The organism is Pseudoxanthomonas sp. Root630, assembly GCF_001427585.1.
In the GTDB taxonomy this organism is placed as follows: Bacteria; Pseudomonadota; Gammaproteobacteria; order Xanthomonadales; family Xanthomonadaceae; genus Pseudoxanthomonas_A.
Genome location: NZ_LMGY01000019.1, coordinates 137,350 through 162,850 on the forward strand (window position 1 = coordinate 137,350; position 25,501 = coordinate 162,850).

Sequence of the window (25,501 nt, forward strand, 5' to 3'; positions counted from 1 at the left end):
GACCCCGATGAAGCTCAAGACCCTCACCGTCATGCTGGCCGCCGCCGTCCTGGCCGCCTGTGGCGGCAAGGACGAGAAAGCCGCCGACGGCGCGCCGTCCAAGGCGCTCAACGTCTACAACTGGTCCGACTACATCGCCGAGGACACCCTCCCGAACTTCGAGCAGCAGTCGGGCGTCAAGGTCACCTACGACGTGTTCGACAGCGATGAGATGGTGGAGACCAAGTTGCTGGCCGGTAGCAGCGGCTACGACGTGGTGGTGCCGTCGTTGAGCTTCCTGGGCCGGCAGATCCAGGCCGGCGTATTCCTGCCGCTGGACAAGAGCAAGATCCCGAACCTGAAGAACCTCGACCCGGCGATGCTCAAGCGCATCGAGCAGCAGGACCCGGGCAACCAGTACGCGGTGCCGTACCTGTGGGGCACCAGCGGCATCGGCTACAACGTCGACAAGATCAAGGCGATCTTCGGCGACACCGCCGTCACCGGCAGCTGGGATGTGGTGTTCAAGCCCGAGAACGCGGCCAAGCTGAAGGACTGCGGCATCACCGTGCTGGACACGCCGTCGGAACTGATCCCGATCGCGCTGAACTATCTGGGCGAGGATCCGCACAGCTTTGACCCGGCGGTGATCGACAAGGCCGCGGCGCTGCTGAAGACCGTCCGCCCGTACATCCGCAATTTCCATTCGTCCTCGTACATCAACGACCTGGCCAATGGCGACGTCTGCCTGGTGGTCGGCTGGTCGGGCGACGTGATCCAGGCGCGCGATCGCGCCGCCGAGGCCGGCAACGGCGTCAACATCGCGTATTCCATCCCGAAGGAAGGCGCGCCGCAGTGGTTCGACATGCTGGCGATCCCGAAGGACGCGAAGAACGTCGACAACGCCTATGCCTTCATCAACTACCTGTTGGAGCCGAAGGTCGCGGCGGCGAACACCAACTTCGTGACGTATCCCAATCCGGTGCCGTCGTCGAAGCCGATGGTGGACAAGGCGATCGCGGACGACCCGACGATCTATCCGCCGGCCGACGTGGACGCGAAGCTTTTCACCTTCGCGGTGCTGCCGCCGGAAGTGGATCGCCAGTACACGCGCATCTGGACGGAGCTGAAGACCGGACGCTGAAACACACAAGGGCGCGGGCCATGATGGACGCGCCCTTCGTCATGGTGGCGACGGACGCGCGAGCGGACGGCGCCACGGGAGGCGGCAAAAAGGGGAAGGGAAAGTAGGGGAAGCAATCACGGCACGGAACCGGCCACTGCAATGACAGCACGCCCGCGGCAAGCACGAGCCGACGCGGGGATCACATCAAGCCGCCCTCGCGGGCCGAATGGAGAGAGATTGATGAAACTGCGCGTACTGGCAACCACCCTGGCCCTCTGTACCCTCGCGGCCTGCGGCAAGAGCGGCGGAGGCGATGCCGCCAAGCCCGCCGATGGCGGCGACAAACAGGTCAACGTCTACAACTGGTCCGACTACATCGCCGAAGACACCATCCCGAACTTCGAAAAGCAGTCGGGCATCAAGGTCACCTACGACGTGTTCGACAGCAACGAGGTCCTGGAGACCAAGCTGCTGGCCGGCAGCAGCGGGTACGACGTGGTCGTGCCGACGATGAACTTCCTGGGCAGGCAGATCCAGGCCGGCGTGTTCCTGCCGCTGGACAAGAGCAAGATCCCCAACTACGCGAACCTGGACCCGGCCCTCATGAAGCGCCTGGAGAACCAGGATCCGGGCAACCAGTACGCCATCCCCTACATGTGGGGCACCACCGGCATCGGCTACAACGTCGACAAGGTGAAGGCCGCCTTCGGCAATACCGACATCGCCAGCAGCCTGGACATCGTGTTCAAGCCGGAGAACATCAGCAAGCTGAAGGACTGCGGCGTGACCTTCCTCGACACGCCGTCGGAGATCATCCCGATCGCGCTGAACTACCTGGGCGAGGATCCCAACAGCCAGGATCCGGCGGTGATCGACAAGGCGGCGGCGCTGCTGAAGACGATCCGTCCGTACATCACCAACTTCCATTCCTCGCAGTACATCGATGCGATGGCCAATGGCGACACCTGCCTGGTGGTGGGCTGGTCGGGCGACATCATCCAGGCGCGCGACCGCGCCGCCGAGGCGAAGAACGGCGTGAACATCGCCTACGCCATCCCGAAGGAAGGCGCGCCGCAGTGGTTCGACATGCTGTCCATTCCCAAGGACGCCAAGCACGTCGATGCGGCCTATGCCTTCATCAACTACCTGCTCGACCCGCAGGTGATGGCCAACAACTCCAACTTCATCAGCTACCCGAACGCCATCCCGAAGGCGAAGGAACTGATGGACAAGACGATCACGGAAGATCCGACCATCTATCCCACGCCCGAGGTCGAAGCCAAGCTCTTCACCTTCGCCATCATTCCGCCTGACGTGGATCGCCAGTACACGCGCATCTGGACGGAACTGAAGACCGGCAAGTAAGCGCCGCCGCCGGGGCGGACCACCGCCGCCCCGGATCCGACGGATCCACGCGACACACCACGGCCGGCGCCGATCCAGCGCCGGCGACCAGGGGAACTCCATGGCGGCAGAACAGGGCAACGGCGCGGCACCGAACGGCAAGGCGAACGCGCAGGAGTACCTGCGCATCGTCGACGTGCGCAAGGAATTCGACGGGTTCGTCGCGGTCGACGACACCAACCTGACCATCCGCAAGGGCGAGATCTTCGCGCTGCTCGGCGGCTCGGGCAGCGGCAAGTCGACGCTGCTGCGCTGCCTGGCGGGCTTCGAGAAGCCGACCTCCGGCAAGATCTTCCTGGACGGCCAGTTGCTCAACGACCTGCCGCCCTACGAGCGGCCGCTCAACATGATGTTCCAGTCGTACGCGTTGTTCCCGCACATGACGGTGGAACAGAACATCGCCTTCGGCCTGAAGCAGGATGGCCTGGCCAAGGATGCGATCAAGAAGCGCGTCGAGGAAATGCTGGCGCTGGTGCAGCTGGGCAAGCTGGCCAAGCGCAAGCCGCACCAGCTCTCCGGCGGCCAACAGCAGCGCGTGGCGCTGGCGCGGTCGTTGGCCAAGGGGCCGAAGCTCCTGCTGCTGGACGAGCCGATGGGCGCGCTGGACAAGAAGCTGCGCTCGCAGATGCAGCTGGAACTGGTCAGCATCATCGAGAAGTCGGGCGTGACCTGCGTGATGGTCACCCACGACCAGGAAGAAGCGATGACGATGGCCACCCGCATCGCGCTGATGGACCAGGGCTGGATCCGCCAGGTCGGCACGCCCGATGAGATCTACGAGCAGCCCACCAGCCGCTTCGCCGCCGAGTTCATCGGCTCGGTCAACCTGATCGAGGGCGCGGTGGAGGAGGACGAAGCGAACTACGTCACCATCCGCTCGCCGCAGCTGCCGGATCCCATCTACATCGGTCACGGCATTTCCGGCTTCGAGGGGCAGGAAGTCGGGTTCGCGGTCCGGCCCGAGAAACTGGGCATCGGCAAGCAGGAGCCCTCGCAGCCGCACAACAAGGCCAAGGGCGTGATCGAGGACATCGCCTACTTCGGCAGCCACTCGGTCTACCACGTGCGCTTGCCGAGCGGCTACAAGTTCATGGCCAATTTCGCCAACGTCCAGCGATGGGCCAGCGAAGGGCTCACCTGGAACGACGAAGTGTGGGTGTGGTGGGGCGACAACGACGGCGTGGTGCTGACCTCATGAACATCCTGCGCTCCCTCCAGAAACGCTTGCCGGGGCCGCGCTGGGGCGTGATCTCGGTGCCCTACCTGTGGCTGCTCCTGTTCTTCGCGATCCCGTTCCTGATCGTGTTGAAGATCTCGTTCTCCAAGCTCGCGATCGCGATGCCGCCTTACACGCCCGTGCTGGAGTACATCGACGAGGCGCTGACGCTCAAGCTCAACCTGGGCAACTACGCCGCGCTGTTCACCGATTCGCAGTACGTCGCCGCGTACCTGAGCTCGATCAAGATCGCCGCGATCTCCACGTTCCTCGCATTGCTGGTGGCTTATCCGATCGCCTACGTCATCGCGCGCATGCCGCCCTCGACGCGCAACATCGCGATGATGCTGGTGGTGCTGCCATCCTGGACGTCGTTCCTGATCCGCGTCTACGCCTGGATCGGCATCCTCAAGAACAACGGCCTGCTCAACAACCTGCTGATGAAGATCGGCCTCATCGACGAGCCGCTGCAGATCCTGTACACGCCGATGGCGGCGTACATCGGCATCGTCTATTGCTACCTGCCGTTCATGGTGCTGCCGCTGTACACCAACCTGGTGAAGCACGACCACCGCCTGCTGGAAGCCGCCTATGATCTCGGCGCCAAGCCGTGGAAGGCGTTCTTCACCATCACCCTGCCGCTGTCCAAGGCCGGCATCATCGCCGGCTGCATGCTGGTGATGATCCCGGCGGTGGGCGAGTTCGTCATCCCCGAACTGCTCGGCGGTCCGGACACGCTGATGATCGGCCGCGTGCTGTGGGGCGAGTTCTTCAACAACCGCGATTGGCCGGCGGCCTCCGCGGTGGCCATCGTCATGCTGATCCTGCTGCTGATCCCGATCCTGATCTTCAACCGCGTACAGCAGCGCGAGATGGAAGGGAGGCTGACATGAGCCGGATCGGACAACGCGCCGTCAACTGGACGGTGCTCGGCCTGGGGTTCGCCTTCCTGTACGTGCCGGTGCTCATCCTGATGGTGTACTCCTTCAACGAGTCGCGCCTGGCCACGGTGTGGTCGGGCTTCTCGTTCAAGTGGTATGGCGAGCTGTTCCGCGACAAGCAGATGCTGGATGCCGCCTGGGTGAGCATCAAGGTGGCGTTCTGGACCGCCACGGCGGCCGTGGTGCTGGGGACCATGGCCTCGCTGGTGATGACGCGCATGCGCCGCTTCTCCGGCAAGACCCTGTTCGGTGCGCTGATCACCGCCCCGCTGGTGATGCCGGAAGTGATCATCGGCCTGTCGATCCTGCTGATGTTCGTCTCGTTGCAGGGACTGACCGACGGTTACTTCGCGCCGAAAGGCATCGTCGCCATCTGGATCGCGCACGTGACGTTCACGCTGGCCTTCGTCACCGTGGTCGTGTCCTCGCGCCTGTCCGAGCTGGACAAGTCGCTGGAAGAGGCCGCGATGGACCTGGGCGCGAACCGGATCAAGGTGTTCTTCCTGATCACGCTGCCGATCATCGCGCCCGCGCTGGTCTCGGGCTGGCTGCTGGCCTTCACGCTGTCGCTCGATGACGTGGTGATCGCCAGCTTCGTCGCCGGGCCGAGTTCGACCACGCTGCCGATGAAGGTGTTCTCGTCGGTGCGCCTGGGCTTGAGCCCGAAGATCAACGCGCTCGCCACGTTGATGATCCTGGTGGTCACGGCGGCGGCCTTCCTCGGCTGGTGGTTCATGTACCGCGAGGAGAAGCGCCGCCAGCGCGACATGCAGCTGGCGCTGCAGGAGAACGGGTGACGGCGTGCCGTTGCCCACGATCTCCTAACGCCGTACCGCCGACAATGCCCGGTATTTCCCTGCACTCCGTGATGCCATGACCGTCGAAACCATCAATCCCGCGACCGGACAGGTCGAGTATCGCCATGAGCTGATGACGGCCGGGCAGGTCGATGCCACGCTGGCTGCCGCGCAGCGGGCGTTTCCCGCCTGGGCGGCGCTGTCGTTGGCCGAGCGCGGCAAGGTGCTGCGCGCCATCGGCGCCGAGCTGCGCCGTCGCCGCGACGACATCCAGCGCATCATGACCGCCGAGATGGGCAAGCTGCGCAAGGAGGCGTTGGCCGAAGTCGACAAGTGCGCCGGCGCCTGCGATTACTACGCCGACCACGCGGCCGACTATCTGCTGGACCAGCCGGTGTCCACCGACGGCCAGCGCAGCTATGTGCGTTATGAGCCCATCGGCTGCGTGCTGGCGGTGATGCCGTGGAATTTCCCGATCTGGCAGGTGTTCCGGTTCCTCGCGCCGGCGTTCATGGCGGGCAACGTCGCGGTGCTGAAGCATGCGAGCAACGTGCCCCGTTGCGCGGACGTCATCGCCGAAGCGCTGTCCGCGGCGGGATTGCCGGCGGGCGTGTTCGGCGTGCTGCATATCGATAACGACCAGGCCGCCGACGTGATCCGCGATGCGCGTGTCGCGGCGGTGACGTTGACCGGCAGCGAACGCGCCGGTCGCTCCGTCGCCGCCAACGCCGGCAGCCAGTTGAAGAAGAGCGTGATGGAACTCGGCGGCAGCGACGCGTTCATCGTGCTGGACGATGCCGACCTCGAGAAGACCGTTGCCGGCGCCGTGGCATCGCGCTTCGGCAATGCCGGGCAGACCTGCATCGCGGCGAAGCGCTTCATCGTGCAGGAAGGCATCGCCGATGAATTCGTGAAGCGCTTCGTCGAAGCGGCGGCGAAGCTGCAACTGGGCGACCCACAGGAGGACGCCACCACGCTTGCGCCGATGGCGCGGCAGGACCTGCGCGACGAACTGCACAAGCAGGTGCAGGCCAGCGTTGCCAAGGGCGCGAAGGTGCTGCTCGGTGGCGAGCCCGATGCGTCGCACGCGGGTTATCCGGCGTCGATCCTCGATGCCGTCGTGCCCGGCATGCCGGCCTACGAGGAAGAGTTGTTCGGCCCGGTCGCAAGCATCCTGCGGGTGAAGGATGATGCCGAGGCCGTGCGGGTCGCGAACGACACCACCTTCGGCCTCGGCGGCAGCGTGTGGACGCGCAATGTGGATCGCGGCGACCGGATCGCGCGGCAACTGCAGGTGGGCGCAGCCTTCGTCAACGCCATCGTCCGCAGCGACGTGCGACTGCCCTTCGGCGGCACCAAGCGCTCCGGTTTCGGTCGTGAGCTGGCCCAGCACGGCATCCACGAGTTCATGAACATCAAGTCGGTCTACGTGGCCTGAGCCGGGTGGCCCCGTCGCCGGGCGACGATCCACCGGTGGAACGGATGGTTACGTCGGTCGCCGTTCCGAAGCGGTCGCGCCGGTGCCATCTTGTCGGGAATTGAACCGGAGGCACCATGGCCACCCTGACCGATACCACGCCCGCCCGCGTGATCCGCACGATCCGCGGCCGACCCACGTCCGATGGCGCAGGCGTCAAGTTGACGCGCGTGATCGGCGGCCCCGACATGCCGGATCTGGATCCGTTCCTGTTGCTGGACGAGTTCGGCACGGACAAGGCGGAGGATTATCTCGCCGGCTTCCCGGAGCATCCGCACCGTGGCTTCGAAACGGTCACCTACATGCTCGACGGCCGCATGCGCCATCGCGACAACCATGGCAACGAAGGCCTGCTGACGCCGGGCGCGGTGCAATGGATGACGGCCGGGCGCGGCCTGGTGCATTCGGAGATGCCGGAACAGGAATCCGGCCGCATGCGCGGCTTCCAGCTATGGGTGAACCTGCCGGCGCGCGACAAGATGACGGCACCGAAATACCAGGAGTTCGCTCCGGATCGCATTCCGGTGGCGAAGCCGGCGGCCGGTGTGGAGGTGAAGGTGATCGCCGGCACCGTCGGCGACGTGCAGGGCCCGATTTCGCAGCCTGCCACCGATCCGGTGTACCTCGACATCGCGCTCGACGCGGGCAAGGCCTGGGAGTACGCATTGCCGGCGGGACACAACGCGTTCGCCTACGTGTTCGAAGGGGCGCTCACGGTGGGCGAGGGTGACGAAGCACGGCCGCTGGATACCCACGAGATGGGCGTGCTCGGCGGCGGCGAGGTGCTGCAGGTGCGTGCAGGGAGTCGTCCTGCGCGTTTGATCGTGGTGGCGGGCCGTCCGCTGCGCGAGCCGGTGATACGCCACGGCCCGTTCGTCATGAACACCCGGCAGGAACTGATGCAGGCGTTCGTGGATTTCCAGGAAGGCCGCTTCTGACCGTTGCGGAGGGGCGGGACGATGTCCCGCCTTGCGGCACTCAGTTGCCGGCGGAAAGCTGCGCGCTGGTCGCCCGCACGTCGAGTTGCTGGGCCAGCGAGATCAGCGTGCCCAGTTCCTCGGGCGAGTCTGCACTGATCAACACCTGGGCATAGCGGTCGTTGTCGAACTCGACCACCGTGATCCGACGCGAGGCCATGGCGGGCGAGGTTTCCTGGCCAGCCAGGTCCAACCGGTACCAGTGGATCTCTTCGCCGGAGAACGTGCTCTCCTCTTCGCGCAGCCGGCGCTCGAGGCGAATCTTCGGGTCGCGCGAGGTCAGCATCACGTTGAGCACCTGTCGCCCTTCGGCGGTGACGGCCTTGCAGGCGATGAAGCTGGTGTCCACGCGCTGCTCCCACTGAAGGCCGGCGTTGGCAGGCAGGGTGGGGCAGGACGACGCCTCCTGCGACCACGCGGTGGCGGACGCAAGGCAGAGGCAGGCAGCGATCATGGTCTTCATGGAAATCCCCTGGGTGGTGCCCGGGTCAGGGCGATGCCGCGTGGTCCGCGCACCGTGGCGGGCGCAGCCGGCCCCGTTCCATCCCTTGTATTCCCCGGTGCCGGTTGCCGTTTTCCCCCGGCAATGGCCCGACCATAGCCCATGCTGCGTCGCAAAACAACGCGCTACGCGCGTGAACGGCGACCCCAGTCACACCCTCTGTCACGCGCGTGCCCGGGCCTTGGCCGGGCACGGCGCATCGGCTCAGGCGCGGTCGCGCCCCAGCCAGCCGTACAGCATGCCGCCGATCAGGCCGCCCAGCACCGGCGCCAGCCAGAACAGCCAGAGCTGCCCGACCGCCGTCGGGCCGGCGAAGAGCGCGACCGCGGTGGAGCGGGCCGGGTTCACCGAGGTGTTCGTCACCGGGATGCTGATCAGGTGGATCAAGGTCAGTGCCAGGCCGATGGCGATCGGCGCGAAGCCCGCCGGCGCGCGCCCGTGGGTGGAGCCCATGATCACGATCAGGAAGAACGCGGTCAGGACGACTTCGGTGAGGAAGGCCGCCGCGATGCTGTAGCCGCCGGGCGACATGGCGCCGTAGCCATTGCTGGCGAAGGCGCCGGCGGCATTCGGATCGATCGCGAAGCCTGGCTGCCCCTGTGCGATCTGCAACAGGATGAAGCCGGCGGCCAGGCCGCCCACCACCTGCGCCACGATGTAGGGCAGCAGTTCGCGGGCCGGAAAACGCCCGCCCGCCCACAGCCCCACGCTGACCGCCGGATTGAAGTGGCCGCCTGAGATATGGCCGAACGCGTAGGCGCCGGTCAGCACCGTCAGGCCGAAGGCCAGCGAGACGCCCAGCAGGCCGATGCCCAGCGGGTTGCCATCGCCACCGAAGTGGGCGGCCAGCACCGCGCTGCCGCAACCGCCCAGTACCAGCCAGAACGTCCCCAGGAATTCCGCCGCGAGTTTCTTTGCCAGACTCATGCCAGCCCCCAATGCGTGCGTGCCCCGTCACATGACGGTGCGCGCACGATAGCGGAACGGGGATGACGCAGGTGTTTGCTTTGCGTTAGCGGCGCGCCCTTCAAACGCGAGTGAAGTAGAACTCACGTTTCACTTGTTCTGCCAGGCTCAGCGCTCGGGCAGGGGAATGAACTCGGTCTCGCCCGGGACGTGGCCGAAGCGGCCGTCCAGCCAGTCCTGCTTGGCCTGGTCGATCCGCTCCTGCGAGCTGGAGACGAAGTTCCACCACATGTGACGCGGCGCATCGAGCGGCTCGCCGCCCATCAGCAGGCCCTTGATCGGCGTCTTGGCCCGCAGTACGGGGCGGCTGCCGCGGTCGAACACCACCAGGTGCTTCTCCGGGATGTCGGCACCGTCCACCTGCGCCTCGCCCTCGAGCACATAGAGCGCGCGCTCCACGTGGCCGGCGTCGATTTCCAGCTCCGCGTCGGGCTGCAGGTCGACCGCCACGTTGAAGGTGCCGCTGAAGACCTTCACCGGCGACTCCTCGCCGTAGGCGCGGCCGGCGATCACGCGCAGGCGAACGCCGGCGCGGTCGACGACCGGCAGGGTGGCGGCCGCATGGTGGTGGAACTCGGGCGCGACTTCCTCGTACGACTTCGGCAGCGCGACCCACGTCTGCATGCCATGCACGTCGTGGCGACCGGTGCGTACGTCGACCGGCGTGCGTTCGGAATGCGCGATGCCACGGCCCGCGGTCATCCAGTTGACGTCGGCGGGCGAGATCACCTGTTCCGAACCCAGCGTGTCCTTGTGGTTGATCGCGCCGGCCCAGAGGAAGGTGACGGTCGCCAGGCCGATGTGCGGATGCGGGCGCACGTCGATGCCGCGGCCCGGCTCGAACACCGCGGGCCCCATGTGGTCGACGAAGACGAAAGGACCCACGCTGCGGGCCTGCAGGCTGGGAACGGCACGGCGCACATTGAAGCCGCCGCCCAGGTCGTGCACGCGTGGCGCGATGATCGTGGTCATGGCATGTCCTCGGTGGGAGGCGCGCAGCATCGCATGGGTGGGCGCCGACCCGGATGACGATACGGAAACGGTCCGTTGCGCGTATCCCCCATCCGGGCAGGCAAGGTCAGTGGGCGGTCGCACCGTAGCGTTCGACCTCGAGCGTCGCGCGACCTGCCGTATCCACGCGGACGATGGACAGGCGGTCGTACTCGGTGTCGTCCATCGGTTGCACGGTACAGCCGCACAGCGCTGCGACCAGGTCGGGCACGGTGTTGCTGTGGCCGACGATGAGCACGGTGCCGCTGCGGTGCGCCTGCTTCCACTGCGCCGCGCTTTCCGCCGCCGGACCCCGTGCGAAGTACGCGGCGACCTGGAGGCCGTGGGCATCGGCGCTGGGGCGTGCCGTCTGCTGCGTGCGGCGGAACTCGGTGGCATAGGCCGCGACGAGTGGCGCGTCGCCCAGGCGCTGGGCCAGGGCATCGGCGCGCGCGCGACCTGCGGCGGACAGGTTCGGATCCTGCGGGTCGTCGGTGGCCTTCTCTGCGTGCCGCACGACGATGAACGTCAGCGGCGCCTCCGCGGCATCGCGTCGCGGCGAGGTGCTGCAGGCAACGGCCAGCAGCGCCATGGACAACAGGGCCAGGCATCGGAACAGGGGCAGGGGGCGCATGGCGATCCTCGGCGGTGACAGGGGGCGAGCGTGCAACGGCGCCCCGGGGGCGTGCAAGCGCGGCCCTCACGGCGCAGGCACTACGATAGGCGCAGACGCACAAGGGAGGGGACACGATGCGGAAGTGGTTGCGCCGGCTGGGCCTGGGAGTGCTGGTACTGATGGTGGCTTCGGCCCTGGCGCTGTACAGCTATGGCCGGTTCGCCGAAACCGCGCGCGGTGCACCCTCGCAGGCGTTGGCCACGGCGGCGGATGCCACCGCGCTGGACCGTGCGGTCGCGCCGATGCTGCGCGCGCATCCCCGCCAGAGCGGCATGGCGCTGTTGCCGGACAATCTCGACGCCTTCACCGTCCGCGCCGCCACCGCGCGTGCGGCGGGCCGCAGCCTCGACCTGCAGTACTACATCTGGAACCACGACTTCACCGGCAACCTGCTGGGCTATGAAGCACTGCGCGCCGCCGACCGCGGCGTGCGCGTTCGCCTGCTGCTGGACGACATGACCGCGCACGGCAAGGACTCGCACCTGGCCGCATTGGACGCGCATCCGAACATCGAGGTGCGGCTGTTCAATCCCTCGCGCAGCCGCGTCGGTGTGCTCGGCCGTGCGAGCGAGATGATGCTGCGCCCGGTCGCGATGAACCGCCGCATGCACAACAAGGCCTGGATCGCCGATGGGCGCGTCGCGGTGGTCGGCGGGCGAAACGTCGGCGACGAGTACTTCGATGCCGCCGCGCAGACCAACTTCCTCGACCTGGATGCGGTGCTGGTGGGCCCGGCGGTGCAGCAGACCTCGGCGATCTTCGACGATTTCTGGAACAGCGCTTCGGTCATCCCGCTCGTCGCACTGTCGCAGGCCGAGGAGGGTGCGCTGGAACAACTGCGCGAACACGGCGACGCGGGCTACCGTTCGGCGCGCGCCGCCGATTACGTCGCCCGTCTGCGGAACAGCCCGGGATTACCTGCGCTGGTCGGCGGCAACGCGCTCTACTGGCTCGATGAAGTCGGCGTCTATTCGGATCCGGCGGTCAAGGGGCAGGGCGAAGGCCAGGCGCAGTGGTTGATCCACCGGCTGGGCAAGGCGATGGGCCTGGCGAAGCGCGAGCTTCGCGTGATCTCGCCGTACTTCGTGCCGGGCGACGAGGGCACGCGCTGGCTGGTCGGCAAGCGCGCGGAGGGGGTGGATGTCAGCGTGCTGACCAATTCGCTGGCGGCCAACGACGTGATGGCCGTGCATGGCGGGTACGCGCCGTACCGCGTGCCTTTGCTGGAAGGGGGCGTGACGCTGTACGAACTGATGCCGCACGGACAGCCGGACAGCAGCCTGTTCGGTTCCAGCGGTGCCAGCCTGCACACCAAGGCATTCGCGGTGGATGCGGAGCGCGGTTTCATCGGGTCGTTCAACCTCGATCCGCGTTCGGTCAACCTCAATACCGAGATGGGCATCCTGTTCCGCGACCGTGCCGCCACGGCCGCGTTGCTGCGCAGCTACGAGGCGAAGATCGCACCGGACAAGAGCTATCGCGTGCGCCTGCAGGACGGTGCACTGCGCTGGGACGACGCATCGCGACAGCCGCCGCGCACCTGGGACCGCGACCCGGAGGCGAGCGTGTGGCGTCGCGGCGTGGCCCGCGCGGTGGGCTGGTTGCCGATCGAATCCCAGCTGTAGCGTCAGCCGTCGCGCAGCGCCGTGTCGCGCATCAGGCGCTCGAACACGCGGAACACCTCGGGGTCGATCTTCCCGTCCTGTTCCCCATGCAGGATGCGCATGGCCATGTCGTGGGGGCGGGCCTCGGCGTAGGTGCGCCGGGTAGTCATCGCGTCGTAGCTGTCGGCCACGCGCAGCAGGCGGGCGCCGAGCGGGATCGCATCGCCCGCCAGGCCGTCGGGGTAGCCGCTGCCGTCCATCGCTTCGTGGTGGTGGCGGATCAGCCTGGCCACCTCCACCGCGTGCTCGTGGCCGCTGGCCAGGAAGATGCGCTCGCCCAGCGCGCTGTGCGCGCGGATCGCCGGCCAGTCGTCATCGGGCACGGTGCCAGGGTGCAGCAGCACGCGGTCGGGCACGCCGATCTTGCCGACGTCGTGGAAGTGCGCTGCCAGTTCGAGTTGCTCCAGCTGCGCGGCGTCCAGGTCGAAACACTGGCCCAACGCCCGCGCGATCCGCCCGGTGCGGTCGCAGTGGCCGCGCGTATAGGCATCGCGCACCTCGATGGCCAGGGCCAGCGACTCCAGGGAACACGCGATCTCGGTGAAGTCGGGAGAAGGATCGAAGCTCACGGTGGCGGGACCTCGAAGCAGTTGACGTGCCGCATGGCGGGCGAGGCGAAGGACATCATCAGGGCGCCAGCGTGGCCAGCAATGCCTTGGCGGCATTGAAGCGATCCGGCGCGTCGGGCAGCGGTACCTTGATCCGCAGCTTGTCCGGGCCGTCCATCGTGTAGAGCTTGGGCTGCTTCTGGATCAGCTGGATCACCGCCATCGGGTCGATGTTCGGCTTGCTCTCGAACACGATACGACCGCCGTGCTCGCCAAGCTCCAGCTTGCGGATGCCCAAACCGTTCGCCGCCAGTTTCAATTCGGCCGTGGCGAACAGGTACTTCGCGGGATCGGGCAGCAGACCGAAGCGGTCGATCATCTCCACCTGCAGGTCGCGCAGGTCGTCCTTCTCCGGCGCGCTGCTGATGCGCTTGTACAGGGTCAGGCGGGTATGCACGTCGGGCAGGTAGTCCTCGGGGATCAGCGCGGGCACGTTCAATTCGACCTCGGCGCCGCGGCGCTCCTGGCCCAGGTCGACGTCGGGCAGGTGGCCGGCCCGGATCGAACGCACGGCACGCTCCAGCAGCTCGGTGTACAGGCTGAAGCCGACCTCGGCCATCTGGCCGCTCTGGTCCTCGCCCAGCAGTTCGCCGGCACCGCGGATCTCGAGGTCGTGCGTCGCGAGGGTGAAGCCCGCGCCCAGTTCGTCCATCGAGGCGATCGCTTCCAGCCGGCGCTGCGCGTCGGCGGTGATGCTGCGCTTGTCCGGTACCACCAGGTAGGCGTAGCTGCGGTGGTGCGAACGACCGACGCGCCCGCGCAGCTGGTGCAGCTGCGCGAGGCCGAACTTGTCGGCACGGTTCATGATGATGGTGTTGGCGTTCGGGATGTCGATGCCCGATTCGATGATCGTCGTGCACAGCAGCACGTTGAAGCGTTGCTTCTGGAAATCCAGCATCACCTGTTCCAGCTCGCGTTCCGGCATCTGCCCGTGGGCGATGCCGATGCGGGCTTCGGGCACCAGTTCCTGCAACTCCCGCTGCATGCGGCCGATGCTCTCCACGTCGTTGTGCAGGAAGTACACCTGGCCGCCACGCGACAGCTCGCGCTGGAAAGCTTCCTTCAACAGCGCGTCGTCCCACGGCGTCACGAAGGTCTGCACCGCCATGCGGTTGGCCGGCGGCGTGGCGATGATGGACAGGTCGCGCAGGCCGGCCATCGCCATGTTCAGCGTGCGCGGGATCGGCGTGGCGGTCAGCGTCAACAAGTGGACGTTGGCGCGCAGCGCTTTCAACGCTTCCTTCTGACGCACGCCGAAACGCTGCTCCTCGTCCACGATCACCAGGCCGAGGTCCTTGAACTTCACGTCCGGCTGCAGCAGGCGATGGGTGCCGACGATGACGTCCAGCTTGCCCTCGGCCAGCTTGTCGAGTTCCGCCTTGATTTCCTTGGCGGTCTTGAAGCGCGACAGCACCTCGACCTTCAACGGCCAGTCGGCGAAACGGTCGCGGAAATTGCGGTAATGCTGCTCGGCCAGCAGCGTGGTCGGTACGAGCACCGCCACCTGCTTGCCGGCGCTGGCGGCGGCGAAGGCCGCGCGCACCGCGACTTCGGTCTTGCCGAAGCCGACGTCGCCGCAGACCACGCGGTCCATCGGCTGGCTGGACTGCAGATCGCGCAGCACCGCTTCGATGGCCGCGCGCTGGTCGGGCGTCTCCTCGAACGGAAAACCAGCCGCGAACGGCTCGTACATCGGCCGGTCCACGTGCAGCGCCAGGCCGGCGCGGGCCTGGCGGCGCGCCTGGATCTCCAGCAGCTCCGCCGCGACGTCGCGGACTTTCTCGGCCGCCTTCTTCTTCGCCTTGGCCCAGGCTTCGCCGCCGAGCGAATGCAGCGGCGCGGTCTCCGGCGAGGCGCCCGAGTAGCGGCTGATCAGGTGCAGCTGCGCGACCGGCACGTACAGGCGATCGCCCTTGGCGTATTCGATTTCCAGGAACTCGCCCGGCATCCCGCCCACGTCCATCGCGATCAGGCCGCGATAGCGACCCACGCCGTGGTCTTCGTGGACGATGGGCGCGCCTTCGGTCAGTTCACCGAGGTCGCGGATGATGGCTTCCGGCTCGCGGCCGGTACGCTTGCGACGATGCGCCTGGGTGGCGCGCTCGGGGAACAGCTGCCGCTCGGTGAGCACCGCGATGCGCGGATCGTCGAGGGCGAAGCCGTCTTCCAGCGGCGCCACGGTGATGGCGAAGCGTGGAAGCCCCTCTCCCTCCGGGAGAGGGGTCGGGGAGAGGGTGCGGGACGTGCGCGGTGGTTCTGCTGCCGAGGTCTTCGCTGCACCCGCATCCGGCGCTGCGCGCCACCTTCTCCCGGCGGGAGCAGGGAGGAATACGCTGAAGTCCGCGACGACCGTCGGCTTCAGTTCCGCCGCCTGCAGCACTTCCAGCAGCGCCTCGCGCCGGCCCGGCGAATCGGAGGCGATCAGGACGCGGCCGGGATAGTGACCGAGGAACGACTTCAGCGCTTCGCCGGCGGGCGCATCCTTCGCCGCGACGGGCAGCGGCGGCAACGGTTGGTCGCCCAGCGGCAGGGCGTCGGCGTGGCGGCTGTGCTGCGGCCCGCACACATCGACGCGGGACTGCTGGTTGAGCCGCTCGCGCAGGCCGTCCGGTGACAGGTAGAGCTCGTCCGGCGGCAGCAGCGGGCGCTCGATGTCGTGGCGGCGCTGCTCGTAGCGGTTGCGCGTCTGCGCCCAGAACGCTTCCGCTGCTTCACCGAAACCGTCGGTCAGCACCGGCAGCGTGTTGGCGTGCAGGTAATCGAACAGCGTCGAGGTCGCGTCGAAGAACAGCGGCAGGTAGTACTCCACGCCCGCCGGTGCCAGGCCCGATTTCAGATCCTGGTACAGCGCGCTGCGGCGCGTGTCCACGTCGAAGCGGTCGCGCAGCAGCGTCATCGCGCGCTCCACCGAGCGCTCGTCCAGCGGCACTTCACGGCCGGGCAGCAACTGCACCGATTCCACCCGATCGAGCGAACGCTGGCTCTCCGGGTCGAAGTGGCGGAGCGAGTCGACCGTGTCGTCCAGCAACTCGATGCGCAGCGGCGCATCGGCACCCATCGGGTAGACATCCAGCAGCCCGCCGCGCACGGCGAAGTCGCCCGGGTCCAGCACCTGCGGCACGTGCCGGTAGCTGGCGGCCTCCAGCCGGCGCTTCTCGTCATCGAAGTCCAGCCGTTGGCCCACGCGGTAGTCGAAGCTGCCGCCAGCGATGTGCCGCAGCGGCGAGAGGCGCTGCATCAGCGTCTGCACCGGCACCACCACGATGCCCTTCTTCAACGTCGGCAGGCGATGCAGGGCCGAGAGGCGCTGCGACACGATGTCCGGATGCGGACTGAACTGGTCGTAGGGCAGGGTCTCCCAGTCCGGGAAAGGCACCACCGGCAGGTCGCTCGCAGCGCCCAGCAGCGTGTGCAGGTCGGCTTCCAGTTGGTGGGCTTCGTGGTTGTCACGCGCCACCATCAACACGGGGCCGTCGTGCGCACGCGCGGCCGCGGCGATCGACCAGGCCAGCGCGGTCGGCGAAGCGGGTGCGCGCCACCAGGCGCGCGACTGGCCGCCACGCGGCAGCGGGGGAGCGGGAGGGGCGGAATTGTCGGCGTCGGTCATGGGTGCACAAAACAGCAGCAGCGCCGGACACCGTGGGGTGCCCAGCGCAAAGGGATGTGCAGTGTACCAACAGGCCCGCGGGGCGCAGCCTTCACCGCCGCGCGCGATGCCTCATTCGGCGGTCAACGGGTCGATGATCGCCACCACCGGCGAAATGCGGTTGGCGGGGAAACCGCCACGCATCGCGTGTTCGCGCACGAGCGCCTCGCTGGCTGCGCGGTAGACGCAGTAGACCTTGTCGTCGGTGACATAGCTGTGTTCCCACTGCACCTGCGGGCCGAGGTCGGCGAGCACGCCGCAGGACTTCTGCGAAACGGCTTTCAGCTCGGCCGGCGTCATCAGGCCGGCCCCCTCTATGTCGCGTTCGATCAGGTAGCGGGGCATGGGGGTCTCCTCGGCGGGGTCAGGGGCGGGCTTCCAGTACCAGGTTGAACGGCGTTTGCGTCGCGCGCCGGAAACGTCCGAATCCCCCTTCGGTCATGATCGCCTGCAGGCGTGCCTGGCCGGCCTGGGCCCCGAGCGCCGGCCCATGGCGCGCCAGCGAGACCGGCACGCAGATCTGCGACGACGCGCCGTAATACACGCGCCCCACCGGATTGAGGTTGTCCTGCACCGCGTCGCCAGCGAAGGGTTCCACCAGCAGGCAGTGGCCGTCGGGACGGAGCGCCTGGCGGGCATGCCGGGCAGCGCCCACCGGGTCGCCCATGTCGTGCAGGCAATCGAAGAACGCCACCAGGTCGAGGCCTTCGTCTTCGTAGCCGACCGCATCGGCCACAGCGAAGTGCGCGTTGCTGACGCCGGCCGCCCGCGCGCGTTCGTTGGCGGTGCGGATCGAGTCGGCGTGGTAGTCGTAGCCGATGAACTGCGAACGCGGGAACGCCTTCGCCATCAGCAGCGTGCTCGCCCCGTGCCCGCAACCCACGTCGGCCACGCGGGCGCCCTGCGAGAGCTTGTCCACCACGCCGTCGAGCGCAGGCAGCCACTCGGTCATTAGGTGGGCGTGGTAGCCGGCGCGGAAGAAGCGTTCCGTGCCATGGAACAGGCATGCATGGTGTTCGCCCCATTCCATGCCCTGGCCGGTCCGGAAGTTGTCGGTCGTGCGCTCCAGGGCATGGAAGGCGGCTTCGACGATGTAGTACGCGCCGGCCAGGTCGACCGGGCTGTCGGGGCTGGCCAGGCACAGCCGCTGCGCGTCATCCAGCGCGTAGTGCCCCGTCGCGGCATCGTAGGTGACGTAGCCGCCCGCGGCCTGGTTGGCCAGCCACTCGCGGATGTAGCGCTCGTGGGTGCGGGTCCGCTCGGCGAGTTCGGCGGGGGTGGCGGGAGATTCCGCCAGGGCGCGATACAGGCCGAGGCGATCGCCGACCAGCATCAGGGTGGCGCTGATGGCCGCGCCCAGATCCCCTACGGCATGGCCGAGGAAGGCATTGAGTCGGTCTTCGGGGCTGTCCATGGGGAGGCACCTTGCCGGGACACGGCAAGGCCTGCCGCCAGCTCCCCGACGCGCAGGTTACCCCGGTGGGGCGGAGCGGAATGGCCGTTGATCGGAACAGCAGGCCGCGTGGCGGCCTCAGGGTTCTTCGTTGAGATCCAGTACCACGCGTACCAGGCCGGCGCTGTCGGCCTCGCGCACGCGCTTGAAGCCCAGCGACTGGGCGAGCTGCAGCATCGGCTCGTTGCTGTCGAGCACGTCGCCGTAGAGGCGGTCGAGCTTCTTCGAGCGCGCCCACTTGGCCAGTTTCCGCATCAGGTGGCGGCCCAGGCCCTGGCCGGCGATGAAGTGGCTGACCAGGATGGCGAATTCGGCATCGCGCGTGCGCGCCACCAGCGAGGCGCGTGCGACGGCGCCGACCAGTGCCTCGCCCGGTGGCAGCGGTTCGGCCGCGACCAGCGCGAACTCGGTGTTCGGGTCGGGATGGGTCAGGCGCTGCGCCATGTCCGGCGTCAGCTCCTTCAGCGCGTACAGGAAGCGCTGGCGGATCTCTTCCGGCCCGAGCAGGCCGAACGCGCCCTGGATGGGGCCGGCGTCCTCCGGGCGGATCGGGCGGATCAGCAATTCGCGTCCGCTGGGCAGGCGGAAGTGTTCATGCCAGGGCGGCAGGCGTTTCGGCGCGGTCATGGGCGGATGCTCGCATGAAATCCGGAGAGGCGGCGAGGGCCGTCGGGCATGCGGTTCAGGCGGCGTGGCGTTTGCCGCGCAGGCGCTGGACTGCCGTGACCACGGCCAGGATGACCGCGCCCGCCACCACGCCCACGCCGGCGTTGAACAGGTTTTCCCACAGTACGCCCCACCCACCCTTCAATGCATAGGGCGCGATGACGTGGTGGAGCGCCGGGATGCTGTGGACCAGGATGCCGCCGCCGACCAGGAACATGGCCGCGGTGCCGGCGATGGAGAGGAACTTCATCAGGTACGGCGCGCTGTGCAGGATGCCGCGCCCGAAGGCCCGCTTGAAGCGCGCCCAGGCGCTGTCGCGCGCATCGGAGGTCAGCGCCAGGCCGGCGTCGTCCAGCTTCACGATGCCGCCCACCAGGCCGTACACGCCCACGGTCATGATCGCGGCGATGGCGACCAGGGTCAGCACCTGCTCCAGGAACGTGCGGCCACCCAGCGTGCCGAGCGAGATGACGATGATTTCGGCCGACAGGATGAAGTCGGTGCGGATGGCGCCGCGGATCTTGTCCTTCTCGAACGCGACCATGTCGACGTTCGCGTCCTGCACCGCGGCCAGGCGCTCGGCATGCTGCTGCTCGTCCTCGCCCTTGTGCAGGAACTTGTGGGCCAGCTTCTCCACGCCCTCGAAGCAGAGGAAGGCGCCGCCGATCATCATCAGCGGCGTCACCAGCGGAATGTTGTAGCCGCGCCCGTGCAGCCAGGTTTCCAGCGCGCTGATCGCCAGCGCGGCCGGCACCAGGATGGCCTTGTTGACGATCGAGCCCTTCGCCACCGCCCACACCACCGGCAGCTCGCGGTCGGCCTTCACGCCCGTGACCTGCTGGGCGTTGAGCGCCAGGTCGTCGCCCAGCACGCCCGCCGTCTTCTTCGCGGCCACCTTCGTCATCACGGACACGTCGTCCAGCAGGGTGGCGATGTCGTCGATCAGGGCGAACAGGCTGGATCCGGCCATGGAGGAAGTCTGGGTCGTCGTGGGGAAGGGCCGATTCTCGCACAGGCCCGTGGCGGTGCCGTGCGCGTCAGCTCGCCGCGCGCAGCCACTCCAGCCGATGGCTGGCACCCGCTTCGCCCAGGCTCGTCGCCAACACCGGCAGGACCGGCGCCAACGCTTTGTCGAGTTGCCACGGGGGATTGATGACGAGCATGCCGCTGCCGTTGAGGCGCAGCGGCGAATCGTCGGGACGCACCTGCAGTTCGGCCACGAAGGCGCCCTTGGAGGGCAGGGCCGCCATCTTGCGGAAGAACGGCAGCAGGCTGCGCCGCTGCTTGATGGGGTACCACACGGCGTAAGTCGCCGCGGGCCACCGCTCCAGCGCATCGCGCAGGGCCGCGGTGATGGCCGGGTACTCGGCATCCTGCGCTTCGTACGGCGGATCGATCAGCACCAGGCCGCGGGCGATCCGCTGGCTGCCCGCACGGGGCGGCAGCAGCGCCTTCATCGCCGCGTAGCCATCGCGCGCGTGCACCGCCACGCGCTCGTCATGGCCGAACACGTCCTTCAGCGCCGCCGCTTCCTCAGGCTGCAGTTCGCACGCGGCCAGCCGGTCCTGTGCACGCATCGCCTGCGCGACCAGCAAGGGCGAGCCGGGGTAGGCGACCAGCGCGCCGACCGGGTTGTTGGCTTGCACCGCGCGCAGATAGCGCTCGGCCAGTTCGGGCAGGCGGGGCACGCCGCCCAGCTTGAACACGCCCTCGTCCGCCTCGGAGGTCTTGCGGCTTTCCGCCCCGCCCAGCAGGTAGCGGCCGCGGCCGGCGTGCGTGTCCAGCACGAAGAACGGCGCGTCCTTGCGCTTCAGCGCATCGACCATCGCCAGCAGGACGATGTGCTTGAGGACGTCGGCGTGGTTGCCGGCATGGAAGGCGTGGCGGTAATTCATGGCGCGCAGCATATATGCTTGCGCCATGCCGCGCGTATTGATTGCCGAAGACGAAACCGCCATCGCCGATGCCGTGCTGTATGCGCTGCGCAGCGAAGGCCTGGAGGCCGACCACTGCCTGCTCGGCCGCGAGGTCGCCCCGCGCGTGCGCGCCGGTGGCGTGGACGTGGTGGTGCTCGACGTCGGTCTGCCCGACGCCAGTGGCTTCGACGTCTGCCGCGAACTTCGCGGCTTCAGCGACGTACCGGTGATCTTCCTCACCGCCCGCAACGACGAAATCGACCGCGTGCTCGGCCTGGAACTGGGCGCCGACGACTACGTCACCAAGCCGTTCTCGCCGCGCGAACTGGTCGCCCGCGTGCGGGCGCGCCTGCGCCGGTCGGGGGGCGGCACGGCGCAGGCGGCGGGCGAGTGGGTCGCACGTGGCGCGTTCGCCATCGATCGCGAAGGCCATCGCATCCGCTTCCGCCAGCAGGTGCTCGACCTGACCCGCTACGAGTACGCCGTGCTGGATGCGCTGCTGCAGCGTCCCGGCGCCATCCTCAGCCGCGCGCAGCTGATGGACCGTGGCTGGGACAGCGACGCCGACAGCGCCGACCGTACCGTCGACACGCACGTGAAGACCCTGCGCGCGAAGCTGCGCGCGGCCGGCGCCGACCCTGACCCGATCCGCACCCATCGCGGCCTGGGTTACGCTGTCGAGGCCTGACCGGTGCGGCTCGGGCTGAAGCTCGTCCTCGGCTTCTTCCTCATCGTCGGCATCGCCGCGTTCTTCGTAATGCGCGTGTTCGTCAACGAGGTGAAGCCCGGCGTGCGCCAGGCCATGGAATCCACCCTGGTCGACGCCGCGAACCTGCTGGCCGAAGTGGCCGCCGACGATCTCAAGGCCGGGCGCATCGCCGACGGCGCGTTCGCGCGCCACGTGGCGCTGGCGCAGCAGCGCGACCCGAAAGCCTGGGTGTGGCGCTTCCAGAAGCGCACCGTGGACTACCGGGTCACGGTCACCGATGCCCGCGGCACGGTGGTGTTCGATTCGCAGGGGCGCGACGTCGGACGCGACAACTCGCGCTGGAACGACGTCTACCGCACCCTGCGTGGCGAGTACGGCGCGCGCTCCAGCGCGGAGACGCCCGGGGACACCGCGCACACGGTGATGCACGTGGCCGCGCCCATCTACGATCCGGGCGACCGCCGCACGTTGCTGGGCGTGCTCACGCTGTCGCAACCCAACCGCAGCATCGAGCCCTTCATCGTCGCCAGCCAGCGCAGCATCCTGCTGCGCGGTGCGTGGCTGATCGGCATCTCGGCGCTGATCGGCGTGCTGATGACCTGGTGGCTGGTGCGCGGCATCGGCGGCCTCAATCGCTATGCGCAAGCCGTCAGCGCGGGCGAACCGGTGCCGCCACCGCGCCCGCGCGCCGACGAGATCGGCGACCTCGGCCGCGCGCTGGAGACGATGCGCCGCAAGCTGGCCGGCAAGGCTTACGTGGAGCAGTACGTGCAGTCGTTGACCCACGAGATGAAGAGCCCGCTGGCCGCCATCCGCGGTGCCGCCGAGCTGCTGCAGGAGCCCTTGCCGGAAGCGGACCGCGAGCGCTTCGCCCGCAACATCCAGGCGCAGGAACAGCGGCTGACCGAAACCATCGACAAGCTCCTGGCACTCGCGGAAGTCGAGCAGCATGGCTGGCTGCAGCGCCGCGAACGCGTGGATGCCGCCACGCTGGCGGACGAGGTCGTGCAGGCGGTGGACGACCGCTTGACGCCACGCGGTGTGCAGGTCGTCACAGCTCCGGTACAGGGAAGCTGGGCGGTGGAGGGCGACGGCTTCCTGTTGCGTCGCGCATTGGGCAACCTGGTGGACAACGCCATCGCCTTCTCGCCGGCGGGCGCGGCGGTCGAACTCGCCGTCGAGTCCGACGCGGACCAGGTGCGCTTCATCGTGCGCGACCGCGGTCCCGGCGTGCCGGACTATGCGCACGAGCGCGTGTTCGAGCGCTTTTATTCGTTGCCGCGTCCCGACAATGGCCAGCGCAGTTCCGGCCTGGGCCTGCCGTTCGTACGCGAGGTGATGCGCCTGCACGGCGGCGAAGCCACGCTGCACAACCGGCCCGACGGCGGCGCCGAAGCCATCCTGTCGCTGCCGGCGGTCTGAGGCCGCACTTCACACAGCCTTCAAACAGGCTTCCGGCCCGTTGCACACGGGCACCGGACGATGCACCGCGTATCCAACCGGGGCATCGACATGAAGTCACTGAAATTGCTGTTGCGTTTCCTCACCATCGGCGGGCTGGTCCTGCTGCTGCTCATTCCCCTGATGATGATCCGGGGCACCATCCAGGAGCGCGAGGCCTACCGGCACCAGGCCGTCGAGCGCGTCATCGAAGGCACCGCCGGCAAGCAGCGCCTGACCGGACCGATCCGGGTCGTGCCATGGACGGAAATCCGCCGGATCGAATGGCTGGACGACAAGGGCATCAAGCGCCTGCGGGAAGACAAGACCGCGGGCCACCTGATGCAGATGCCGAAGACGTTGCGCGTCACCGGACGCCTTGAGCCTTCAGAGCGCGCCGTAGGCTTGTACAAGGTGCGGGTTTACGAATGGCATGCCGACCTCGAGGCCGCGTTCGATTCCGCACTGCCGGGACCGGCGGCGACCGGGGCGGAGCGGCAGTACGGCACGCCGTATCTCGTGTTCGGCATCTCCGACGTGCGCGGTGTCGCCGGTACGCCCGAGCTGAAGGTGGATGGCGCGGCGCTGCCGCTGAAGTCCGGTACGGGTTACCTGGGGGCACGCCTGGATGGCATCCATGCCGAATTGCCGGCGGTCGCGGCGGGCCGGGTGGCAGGCCAGCAGGTCGCCATGAAGCTGCTGCTCAAGGGCACCGAATCGCTGTCGGTCGTGCCGCTGGGCGACAACAACGATATCCGCATCAAGTCGAACTGGCCGCATCCGAAGTTCGAAGGCTATTCGCCCAGCAGTGAAGTCAGCGGGTCCGGCTTCAACGCCACCTGGAAGATCTCCTCGCTGGCCAGCAATGCGCAGAAACAGCTGCGCGGCGAGGACGGCCAGGATGCGCGCGCCGACCGCGTCGTCGATGGGCGCGTGCTGGCGGCCCCGCTGAGCAGCAGTGTCGATGCGCTGCACGTCGGCCTGGTCGATCCGATCGACGTCTACACGCAGGCCGACCGCGCCAGCAAGTACGGCATCCTGTTCGTCGTGCTGACCTTCGTCGGCTTCGCCCTGTTCGAACTGATCAAGCGGCTGCCTATCCATCCGCTGCAATACCTGCTGGTCGGCCTGGCACTGGCGATCTTCTTCCTGTTGCTGCTGAGCCTCTCGGAGCACATCGCGTTCTGGCAGGCCTACCTGGTGTCGGCGGCGGCCTGCATCGGACTGCAGTTCGTCTATCTGTCGGGCGTACTCCAGAGTTGGCTGCGCGCGGCAGGCTTCGCCACGATGCTGACCTTGCTGTACGGCGTGCTCTACGGGTTGCTGGTCTCCGAAGACAACGCCTTGCTGATGGGTTCGCTGCTGCTGTTCGGCATCCTCGCCGTGATCATGTGGGTGACCCGCAAGGTGGACTGGTATGCGCTCGGCACGGAACTGCGCTGACCCATGGCGGGCAGCGTGCGTCGTTCACGGGGGAAGGTCGCGCTCGCGGCCTTCCTCCTCGTGCTCGCGGCAGGCTGGACCATGAATCGCGTACGCATCTACCACCGTGCCCAGCAACTGCTGCCATCGGTGGTCGAGACCTCGGGCCTGCAGCGCTTCGCGATGTCGCCCGGGCAGCTGCAATGCCTGCTGTTCGGTCTGCTGCTGCGCTGCGAATCGCACGGCGCGGTGGTGCTGGAACTGTCCGACCCCGCGGCCACTGCGATCCAGCGTGATGGGCTGGCGTACTTCGATGGCGCCACCACGTCGCGCGGCGTGCTGTCCTCGCGCGGGCCGACGCGCTACGAGGCCTGGCGACCCTCGCCGTTGCCGGACACCTGGAGCAAATGGGATGACGCCTCAGGCCTGTGGCCCGGCATCGCCCATGCGGACATCGGTCCCGGCATGCGCCGCAGGTTGAGTGCCGCGTGGCAGGAGGGTGCTTACTACACCCGCGATACCCGTGGCGGTGCGTGGCTGGTGGTGTTGCCGGCCGAACGTCTCATCGTCTACAGCTGGTGGGACTGAGCATGACGCTCCTGTGGGGTTCGGTGGTGGTATTCGCACTTCCGCTGGGCGCTCTCGCGCTGGTCGCTGCGGCGGCAGGGTTCTTCTACCGGCCGGCACAGCCCCTGGTCCTGCTTGCAGGCGCTGTCTGCGTTGCGAGGGCATGCCTGAGTTTCATGGCGGCAGGCATGTTCGCCCACGTGCTGGTCCTGCCCCTGGTCGTCGCGTTCTGCCTGGCCGTGCCTGCGAGCGTCGTGGTGCGCCGGTGGATGGAAGCAGGTTACCGGCAGGAGGCCGTGATGGCGGCTGCGGAGGCGGACCGCATGCACGACTGACGCCGCATCGGGCCTCTGTCGTCT

The 25,501-nt window shown here is 67.9% G+C and carries 24 protein-coding genes; 13 read left to right on the forward strand and 11 right to left on the reverse strand.

The features are described from left to right. Nucleotides 1-7 precede the first annotated feature (7 nt). From ASD72_RS18430 to ASD72_RS18460, 7 genes are all read left to right on the forward strand, one after another. On the forward strand, nucleotides 8-1,123 hold the full coding sequence (locus tag ASD72_RS18430; RefSeq protein WP_056881429.1) for a polyamine ABC transporter substrate-binding protein: 1,116 nt from the start codon (nucleotides 8-10) through the stop codon (nucleotides 1,121-1,123). 222 nt (nucleotides 1,124-1,345) lie between these two features. Continuing rightward, nucleotides 1,346-2,470, forward strand: coding sequence for a polyamine ABC transporter substrate-binding protein (locus tag ASD72_RS18435; protein WP_056881430.1), 1,125 nt, complete (start codon nucleotides 1,346-1,348; stop codon nucleotides 2,468-2,470). 100 nt (nucleotides 2,471-2,570) lie between these two features. Beyond that, entirely contained in the window at nucleotides 2,571-3,707 is a 1,137-nt protein-coding gene (gene potA, locus ASD72_RS18440) for a polyamine ABC transporter ATP-binding protein (RefSeq protein WP_056881431.1), read from the forward strand. Further along, the gene (locus ASD72_RS18445; RefSeq protein ID WP_200948930.1) at nucleotides 3,704-4,618 is read left to right on the forward strand and encodes an ABC transporter permease subunit; all 915 of its coding nucleotides are present in this window, start codon (nucleotides 3,704-3,706) and stop codon (nucleotides 4,616-4,618) included. The genes potA and ASD72_RS18445 overlap by 4 nt, the downstream gene beginning before the upstream one ends. Next, nucleotides 4,615-5,463, forward strand: a complete 849-nt coding sequence (locus ASD72_RS18450) for an ABC transporter permease subunit (protein ID WP_056881432.1) — start codon at nucleotides 4,615-4,617, stop codon at nucleotides 5,461-5,463. The genes ASD72_RS18445 and ASD72_RS18450 overlap by 4 nt, the downstream gene beginning before the upstream one ends. A 76-nt stretch (nucleotides 5,464-5,539) precedes the next feature. Further along, nucleotides 5,540-6,901, forward strand: a complete 1,362-nt coding sequence (locus tag ASD72_RS18455) for an NAD-dependent succinate-semialdehyde dehydrogenase (protein ID WP_056881433.1) — start codon at nucleotides 5,540-5,542, stop codon at nucleotides 6,899-6,901. Between the two features lie 116 nt (nucleotides 6,902-7,017). Beyond that, nucleotides 7,018-7,878: a pirin family protein gene (locus ASD72_RS18460; RefSeq protein WP_056881434.1), complete on the forward strand. Its 861-nt coding sequence runs from the start codon at nucleotides 7,018-7,020 to the stop codon at nucleotides 7,876-7,878. A gap of 40 nt (nucleotides 7,879-7,918) precedes the next feature. Here the strand turns inward: ASD72_RS18460 and ASD72_RS18465 are convergent, their stop codons facing one another. The 4 genes from ASD72_RS18465 to ASD72_RS18480 all read right to left on the reverse strand — a co-directional run bounded on the left by ASD72_RS18465 (nucleotide 7,919) and on the right by ASD72_RS18480 (nucleotide 11,009). Then, the gene (locus ASD72_RS18465) at nucleotides 7,919-8,380 is read right to left on the reverse strand and encodes a hypothetical protein (protein ID WP_155944737.1); all 462 of its coding nucleotides are present in this window, start codon (nucleotides 8,378-8,380) and stop codon (nucleotides 7,919-7,921) included. Nucleotides 8,381-8,623: 243 nt separating this feature from the next. Then, entirely contained in the window at nucleotides 8,624-9,346 is a 723-nt protein-coding gene (gene aqpZ / locus ASD72_RS18470) for an aquaporin Z (RefSeq protein ID WP_056881435.1), read from the reverse strand. 147 nt (nucleotides 9,347-9,493) lie between these two features. After that, nucleotides 9,494-10,357: a pirin family protein gene (locus ASD72_RS18475; RefSeq protein ID WP_056881436.1), complete on the reverse strand. Its 864-nt coding sequence runs from the start codon at nucleotides 10,355-10,357 to the stop codon at nucleotides 9,494-9,496. Between the two features lie 106 nt (nucleotides 10,358-10,463). Then, entirely contained in the window at nucleotides 10,464-11,009 is a 546-nt protein-coding gene (locus ASD72_RS18480) for a phosphoglycerate mutase family protein (RefSeq protein ID WP_056881437.1), read from the reverse strand. Between the two features lie 116 nt (nucleotides 11,010-11,125). Here ASD72_RS18480 and ASD72_RS18485 point away from each other — a divergent pair, with 116 nt between their 5' ends. Next, the gene (locus ASD72_RS18485) at nucleotides 11,126-12,676 is read left to right on the forward strand and encodes a phospholipase D family protein (RefSeq protein ID WP_056881438.1); all 1,551 of its coding nucleotides are present in this window, start codon (nucleotides 11,126-11,128) and stop codon (nucleotides 12,674-12,676) included. Nucleotides 12,677-12,678: 2 nt separating this feature from the next. Here the strand turns inward: ASD72_RS18485 and ASD72_RS18490 are convergent, their stop codons facing one another. The 7 genes from ASD72_RS18490 to rlmJ form a co-directional block, all read right to left on the reverse strand. After that, complete coding sequence (locus ASD72_RS18490) at nucleotides 12,679-13,284, reverse strand: HD domain-containing phosphohydrolase (RefSeq protein WP_056881439.1); 606 nt, start codon at nucleotides 13,282-13,284, stop codon at nucleotides 12,679-12,681. A 58-nt stretch (nucleotides 13,285-13,342) separates the two neighbouring features. Beyond that, entirely contained in the window at nucleotides 13,343-16,930 is a 3,588-nt protein-coding gene (gene mfd / locus ASD72_RS18495; RefSeq protein WP_056881440.1) for a transcription-repair coupling factor, read from the reverse strand. Between the two features lie 111 nt (nucleotides 16,931-17,041). Next, the gene (locus tag ASD72_RS18500; protein WP_056881441.1) at nucleotides 17,042-17,314 is read right to left on the reverse strand and encodes a DUF4242 domain-containing protein; all 273 of its coding nucleotides are present in this window, start codon (nucleotides 17,312-17,314) and stop codon (nucleotides 17,042-17,044) included. 19 nt (nucleotides 17,315-17,333) lie between these two features. After that, entirely contained in the window at nucleotides 17,334-18,383 is a 1,050-nt protein-coding gene (locus ASD72_RS18505; RefSeq protein ID WP_056881442.1) for a class I SAM-dependent methyltransferase, read from the reverse strand. Between the two features lie 117 nt (nucleotides 18,384-18,500). Further along, entirely contained in the window at nucleotides 18,501-19,049 is a 549-nt protein-coding gene (locus ASD72_RS18510) for a GNAT family N-acetyltransferase (protein ID WP_056881443.1), read from the reverse strand. Between the two features lie 55 nt (nucleotides 19,050-19,104). Beyond that, complete coding sequence (locus ASD72_RS18515; RefSeq protein WP_056881444.1) at nucleotides 19,105-20,058, reverse strand: DUF808 domain-containing protein; 954 nt, start codon at nucleotides 20,056-20,058, stop codon at nucleotides 19,105-19,107. A gap of 67 nt (nucleotides 20,059-20,125) precedes the next feature. After that, nucleotides 20,126-20,983: a 23S rRNA (adenine(2030)-N(6))-methyltransferase RlmJ gene (gene rlmJ / locus ASD72_RS18520; protein WP_056881483.1), complete on the reverse strand. Its 858-nt coding sequence runs from the start codon at nucleotides 20,981-20,983 to the stop codon at nucleotides 20,126-20,128. Here rlmJ and creB point away from each other — a divergent pair. From creB to ASD72_RS18545, 5 genes are all read left to right on the forward strand, one after another. Further along, a complete protein-coding gene (gene creB, locus ASD72_RS18525; protein WP_081420456.1) occupies nucleotides 20,982-21,692 on the forward strand; it encodes a two-component system response regulator CreB in 711 nt (236 codons plus the stop codon). The genes rlmJ and creB overlap by 2 nt on opposite strands. 3 nt (nucleotides 21,693-21,695) lie before the next feature. Next, entirely contained in the window at nucleotides 21,696-23,135 is a 1,440-nt protein-coding gene (gene creC, locus ASD72_RS18530; protein ID WP_056881446.1) for a two-component system sensor histidine kinase CreC, read from the forward strand. 90 nt (nucleotides 23,136-23,225) lie between these two features. Next, on the forward strand, nucleotides 23,226-24,596 hold the full coding sequence (gene creD / locus ASD72_RS18535; RefSeq protein ID WP_056881484.1) for a cell envelope integrity protein CreD: 1,371 nt from the start codon (nucleotides 23,226-23,228) through the stop codon (nucleotides 24,594-24,596). 81 nt (nucleotides 24,597-24,677) lie between these two features. Beyond that, on the forward strand, nucleotides 24,678-25,163 hold the full coding sequence (locus tag ASD72_RS18540) for a hypothetical protein (RefSeq protein WP_155944738.1): 486 nt from the start codon (nucleotides 24,678-24,680) through the stop codon (nucleotides 25,161-25,163). Between the two features lie 2 nt (nucleotides 25,164-25,165). Further along, nucleotides 25,166-25,477: a hypothetical protein gene (locus ASD72_RS18545; RefSeq protein ID WP_056881448.1), complete on the forward strand. Its 312-nt coding sequence runs from the start codon at nucleotides 25,166-25,168 to the stop codon at nucleotides 25,475-25,477. Nucleotides 25,478-25,501 lie beyond the last annotated feature (24 nt).

Coding starts and splice junctions, on each gene's coding strand:
- ASD72_RS18435 (WP_056881430.1), top strand. CDS start 1,346: ATGAAACTGCGCGTACTGGCAACCACCCTGGCCCTCTGTACCCTCGCG.
- aqpZ (WP_056881435.1), bottom strand. CDS start 9,346: ATGAGTCTGGCAAAGAAACTCGCGGCGGAATTCCTGGGGACGTTCTGG.
- ASD72_RS18510 (WP_056881443.1), bottom strand. CDS start 19,049: ATGACCGCGCCGAAACGCCTGCCGCCCTGGCATGAACACTTCCGCCTG.
- ASD72_RS18540 (WP_155944738.1), top strand. CDS start 24,678: ATGAATCGCGTACGCATCTACCACCGTGCCCAGCAACTGCTGCCATCG.
- ASD72_RS18445 (WP_200948930.1), top strand. CDS start 3,704: ATGAACATCCTGCGCTCCCTCCAGAAACGCTTGCCGGGGCCGCGCTGG.
- ASD72_RS18480 (WP_056881437.1), bottom strand. CDS start 11,009: ATGCGCCCCCTGCCCCTGTTCCGATGCCTGGCCCTGTTGTCCATGGCG.
- mfd (WP_056881440.1), bottom strand. CDS start 16,930: ATGACCGACGCCGACAATTCCGCCCCTCCCGCTCCCCCGCTGCCGCGT.
- ASD72_RS18475 (WP_056881436.1), bottom strand. CDS start 10,357: ATGACCACGATCATCGCGCCACGCGTGCACGACCTGGGCGGCGGCTTC.
- ASD72_RS18455 (WP_056881433.1), top strand. CDS start 5,540: ATGACCGTCGAAACCATCAATCCCGCGACCGGACAGGTCGAGTATCGC.
- ASD72_RS18450 (WP_056881432.1), top strand. CDS start 4,615: ATGAGCCGGATCGGACAACGCGCCGTCAACTGGACGGTGCTCGGCCTG.
- ASD72_RS18500 (WP_056881441.1), bottom strand. CDS start 17,314: ATGCCCCGCTACCTGATCGAACGCGACATAGAGGGGGCCGGCCTGATG.
- creD (WP_056881484.1), top strand. CDS start 23,226: ATGAAGTCACTGAAATTGCTGTTGCGTTTCCTCACCATCGGCGGGCTG.
- rlmJ (WP_056881483.1), bottom strand. CDS start 20,983: ATGAATTACCGCCACGCCTTCCATGCCGGCAACCACGCCGACGTCCTC.
- creB (WP_081420456.1), top strand. CDS start 20,982: ATGGCGCGCAGCATATATGCTTGCGCCATGCCGCGCGTATTGATTGCC.
- ASD72_RS18460 (WP_056881434.1), top strand. CDS start 7,018: ATGGCCACCCTGACCGATACCACGCCCGCCCGCGTGATCCGCACGATC.
- ASD72_RS18430 (WP_056881429.1), top strand. CDS start 8: ATGAAGCTCAAGACCCTCACCGTCATGCTGGCCGCCGCCGTCCTGGCC.
- ASD72_RS18545 (WP_056881448.1), top strand. CDS start 25,166: ATGACGCTCCTGTGGGGTTCGGTGGTGGTATTCGCACTTCCGCTGGGC.
- potA (WP_056881431.1), top strand. CDS start 2,571: ATGGCGGCAGAACAGGGCAACGGCGCGGCACCGAACGGCAAGGCGAAC.
- ASD72_RS18485 (WP_056881438.1), top strand. CDS start 11,126: ATGCGGAAGTGGTTGCGCCGGCTGGGCCTGGGAGTGCTGGTACTGATG.
- ASD72_RS18505 (WP_056881442.1), bottom strand. CDS start 18,383: ATGGACAGCCCCGAAGACCGACTCAATGCCTTCCTCGGCCATGCCGTA.
- ASD72_RS18465 (WP_155944737.1), bottom strand. CDS start 8,380: ATGAAGACCATGATCGCTGCCTGCCTCTGCCTTGCGTCCGCCACCGCG.
- ASD72_RS18515 (WP_056881444.1), bottom strand. CDS start 20,058: ATGGCCGGATCCAGCCTGTTCGCCCTGATCGACGACATCGCCACCCTG.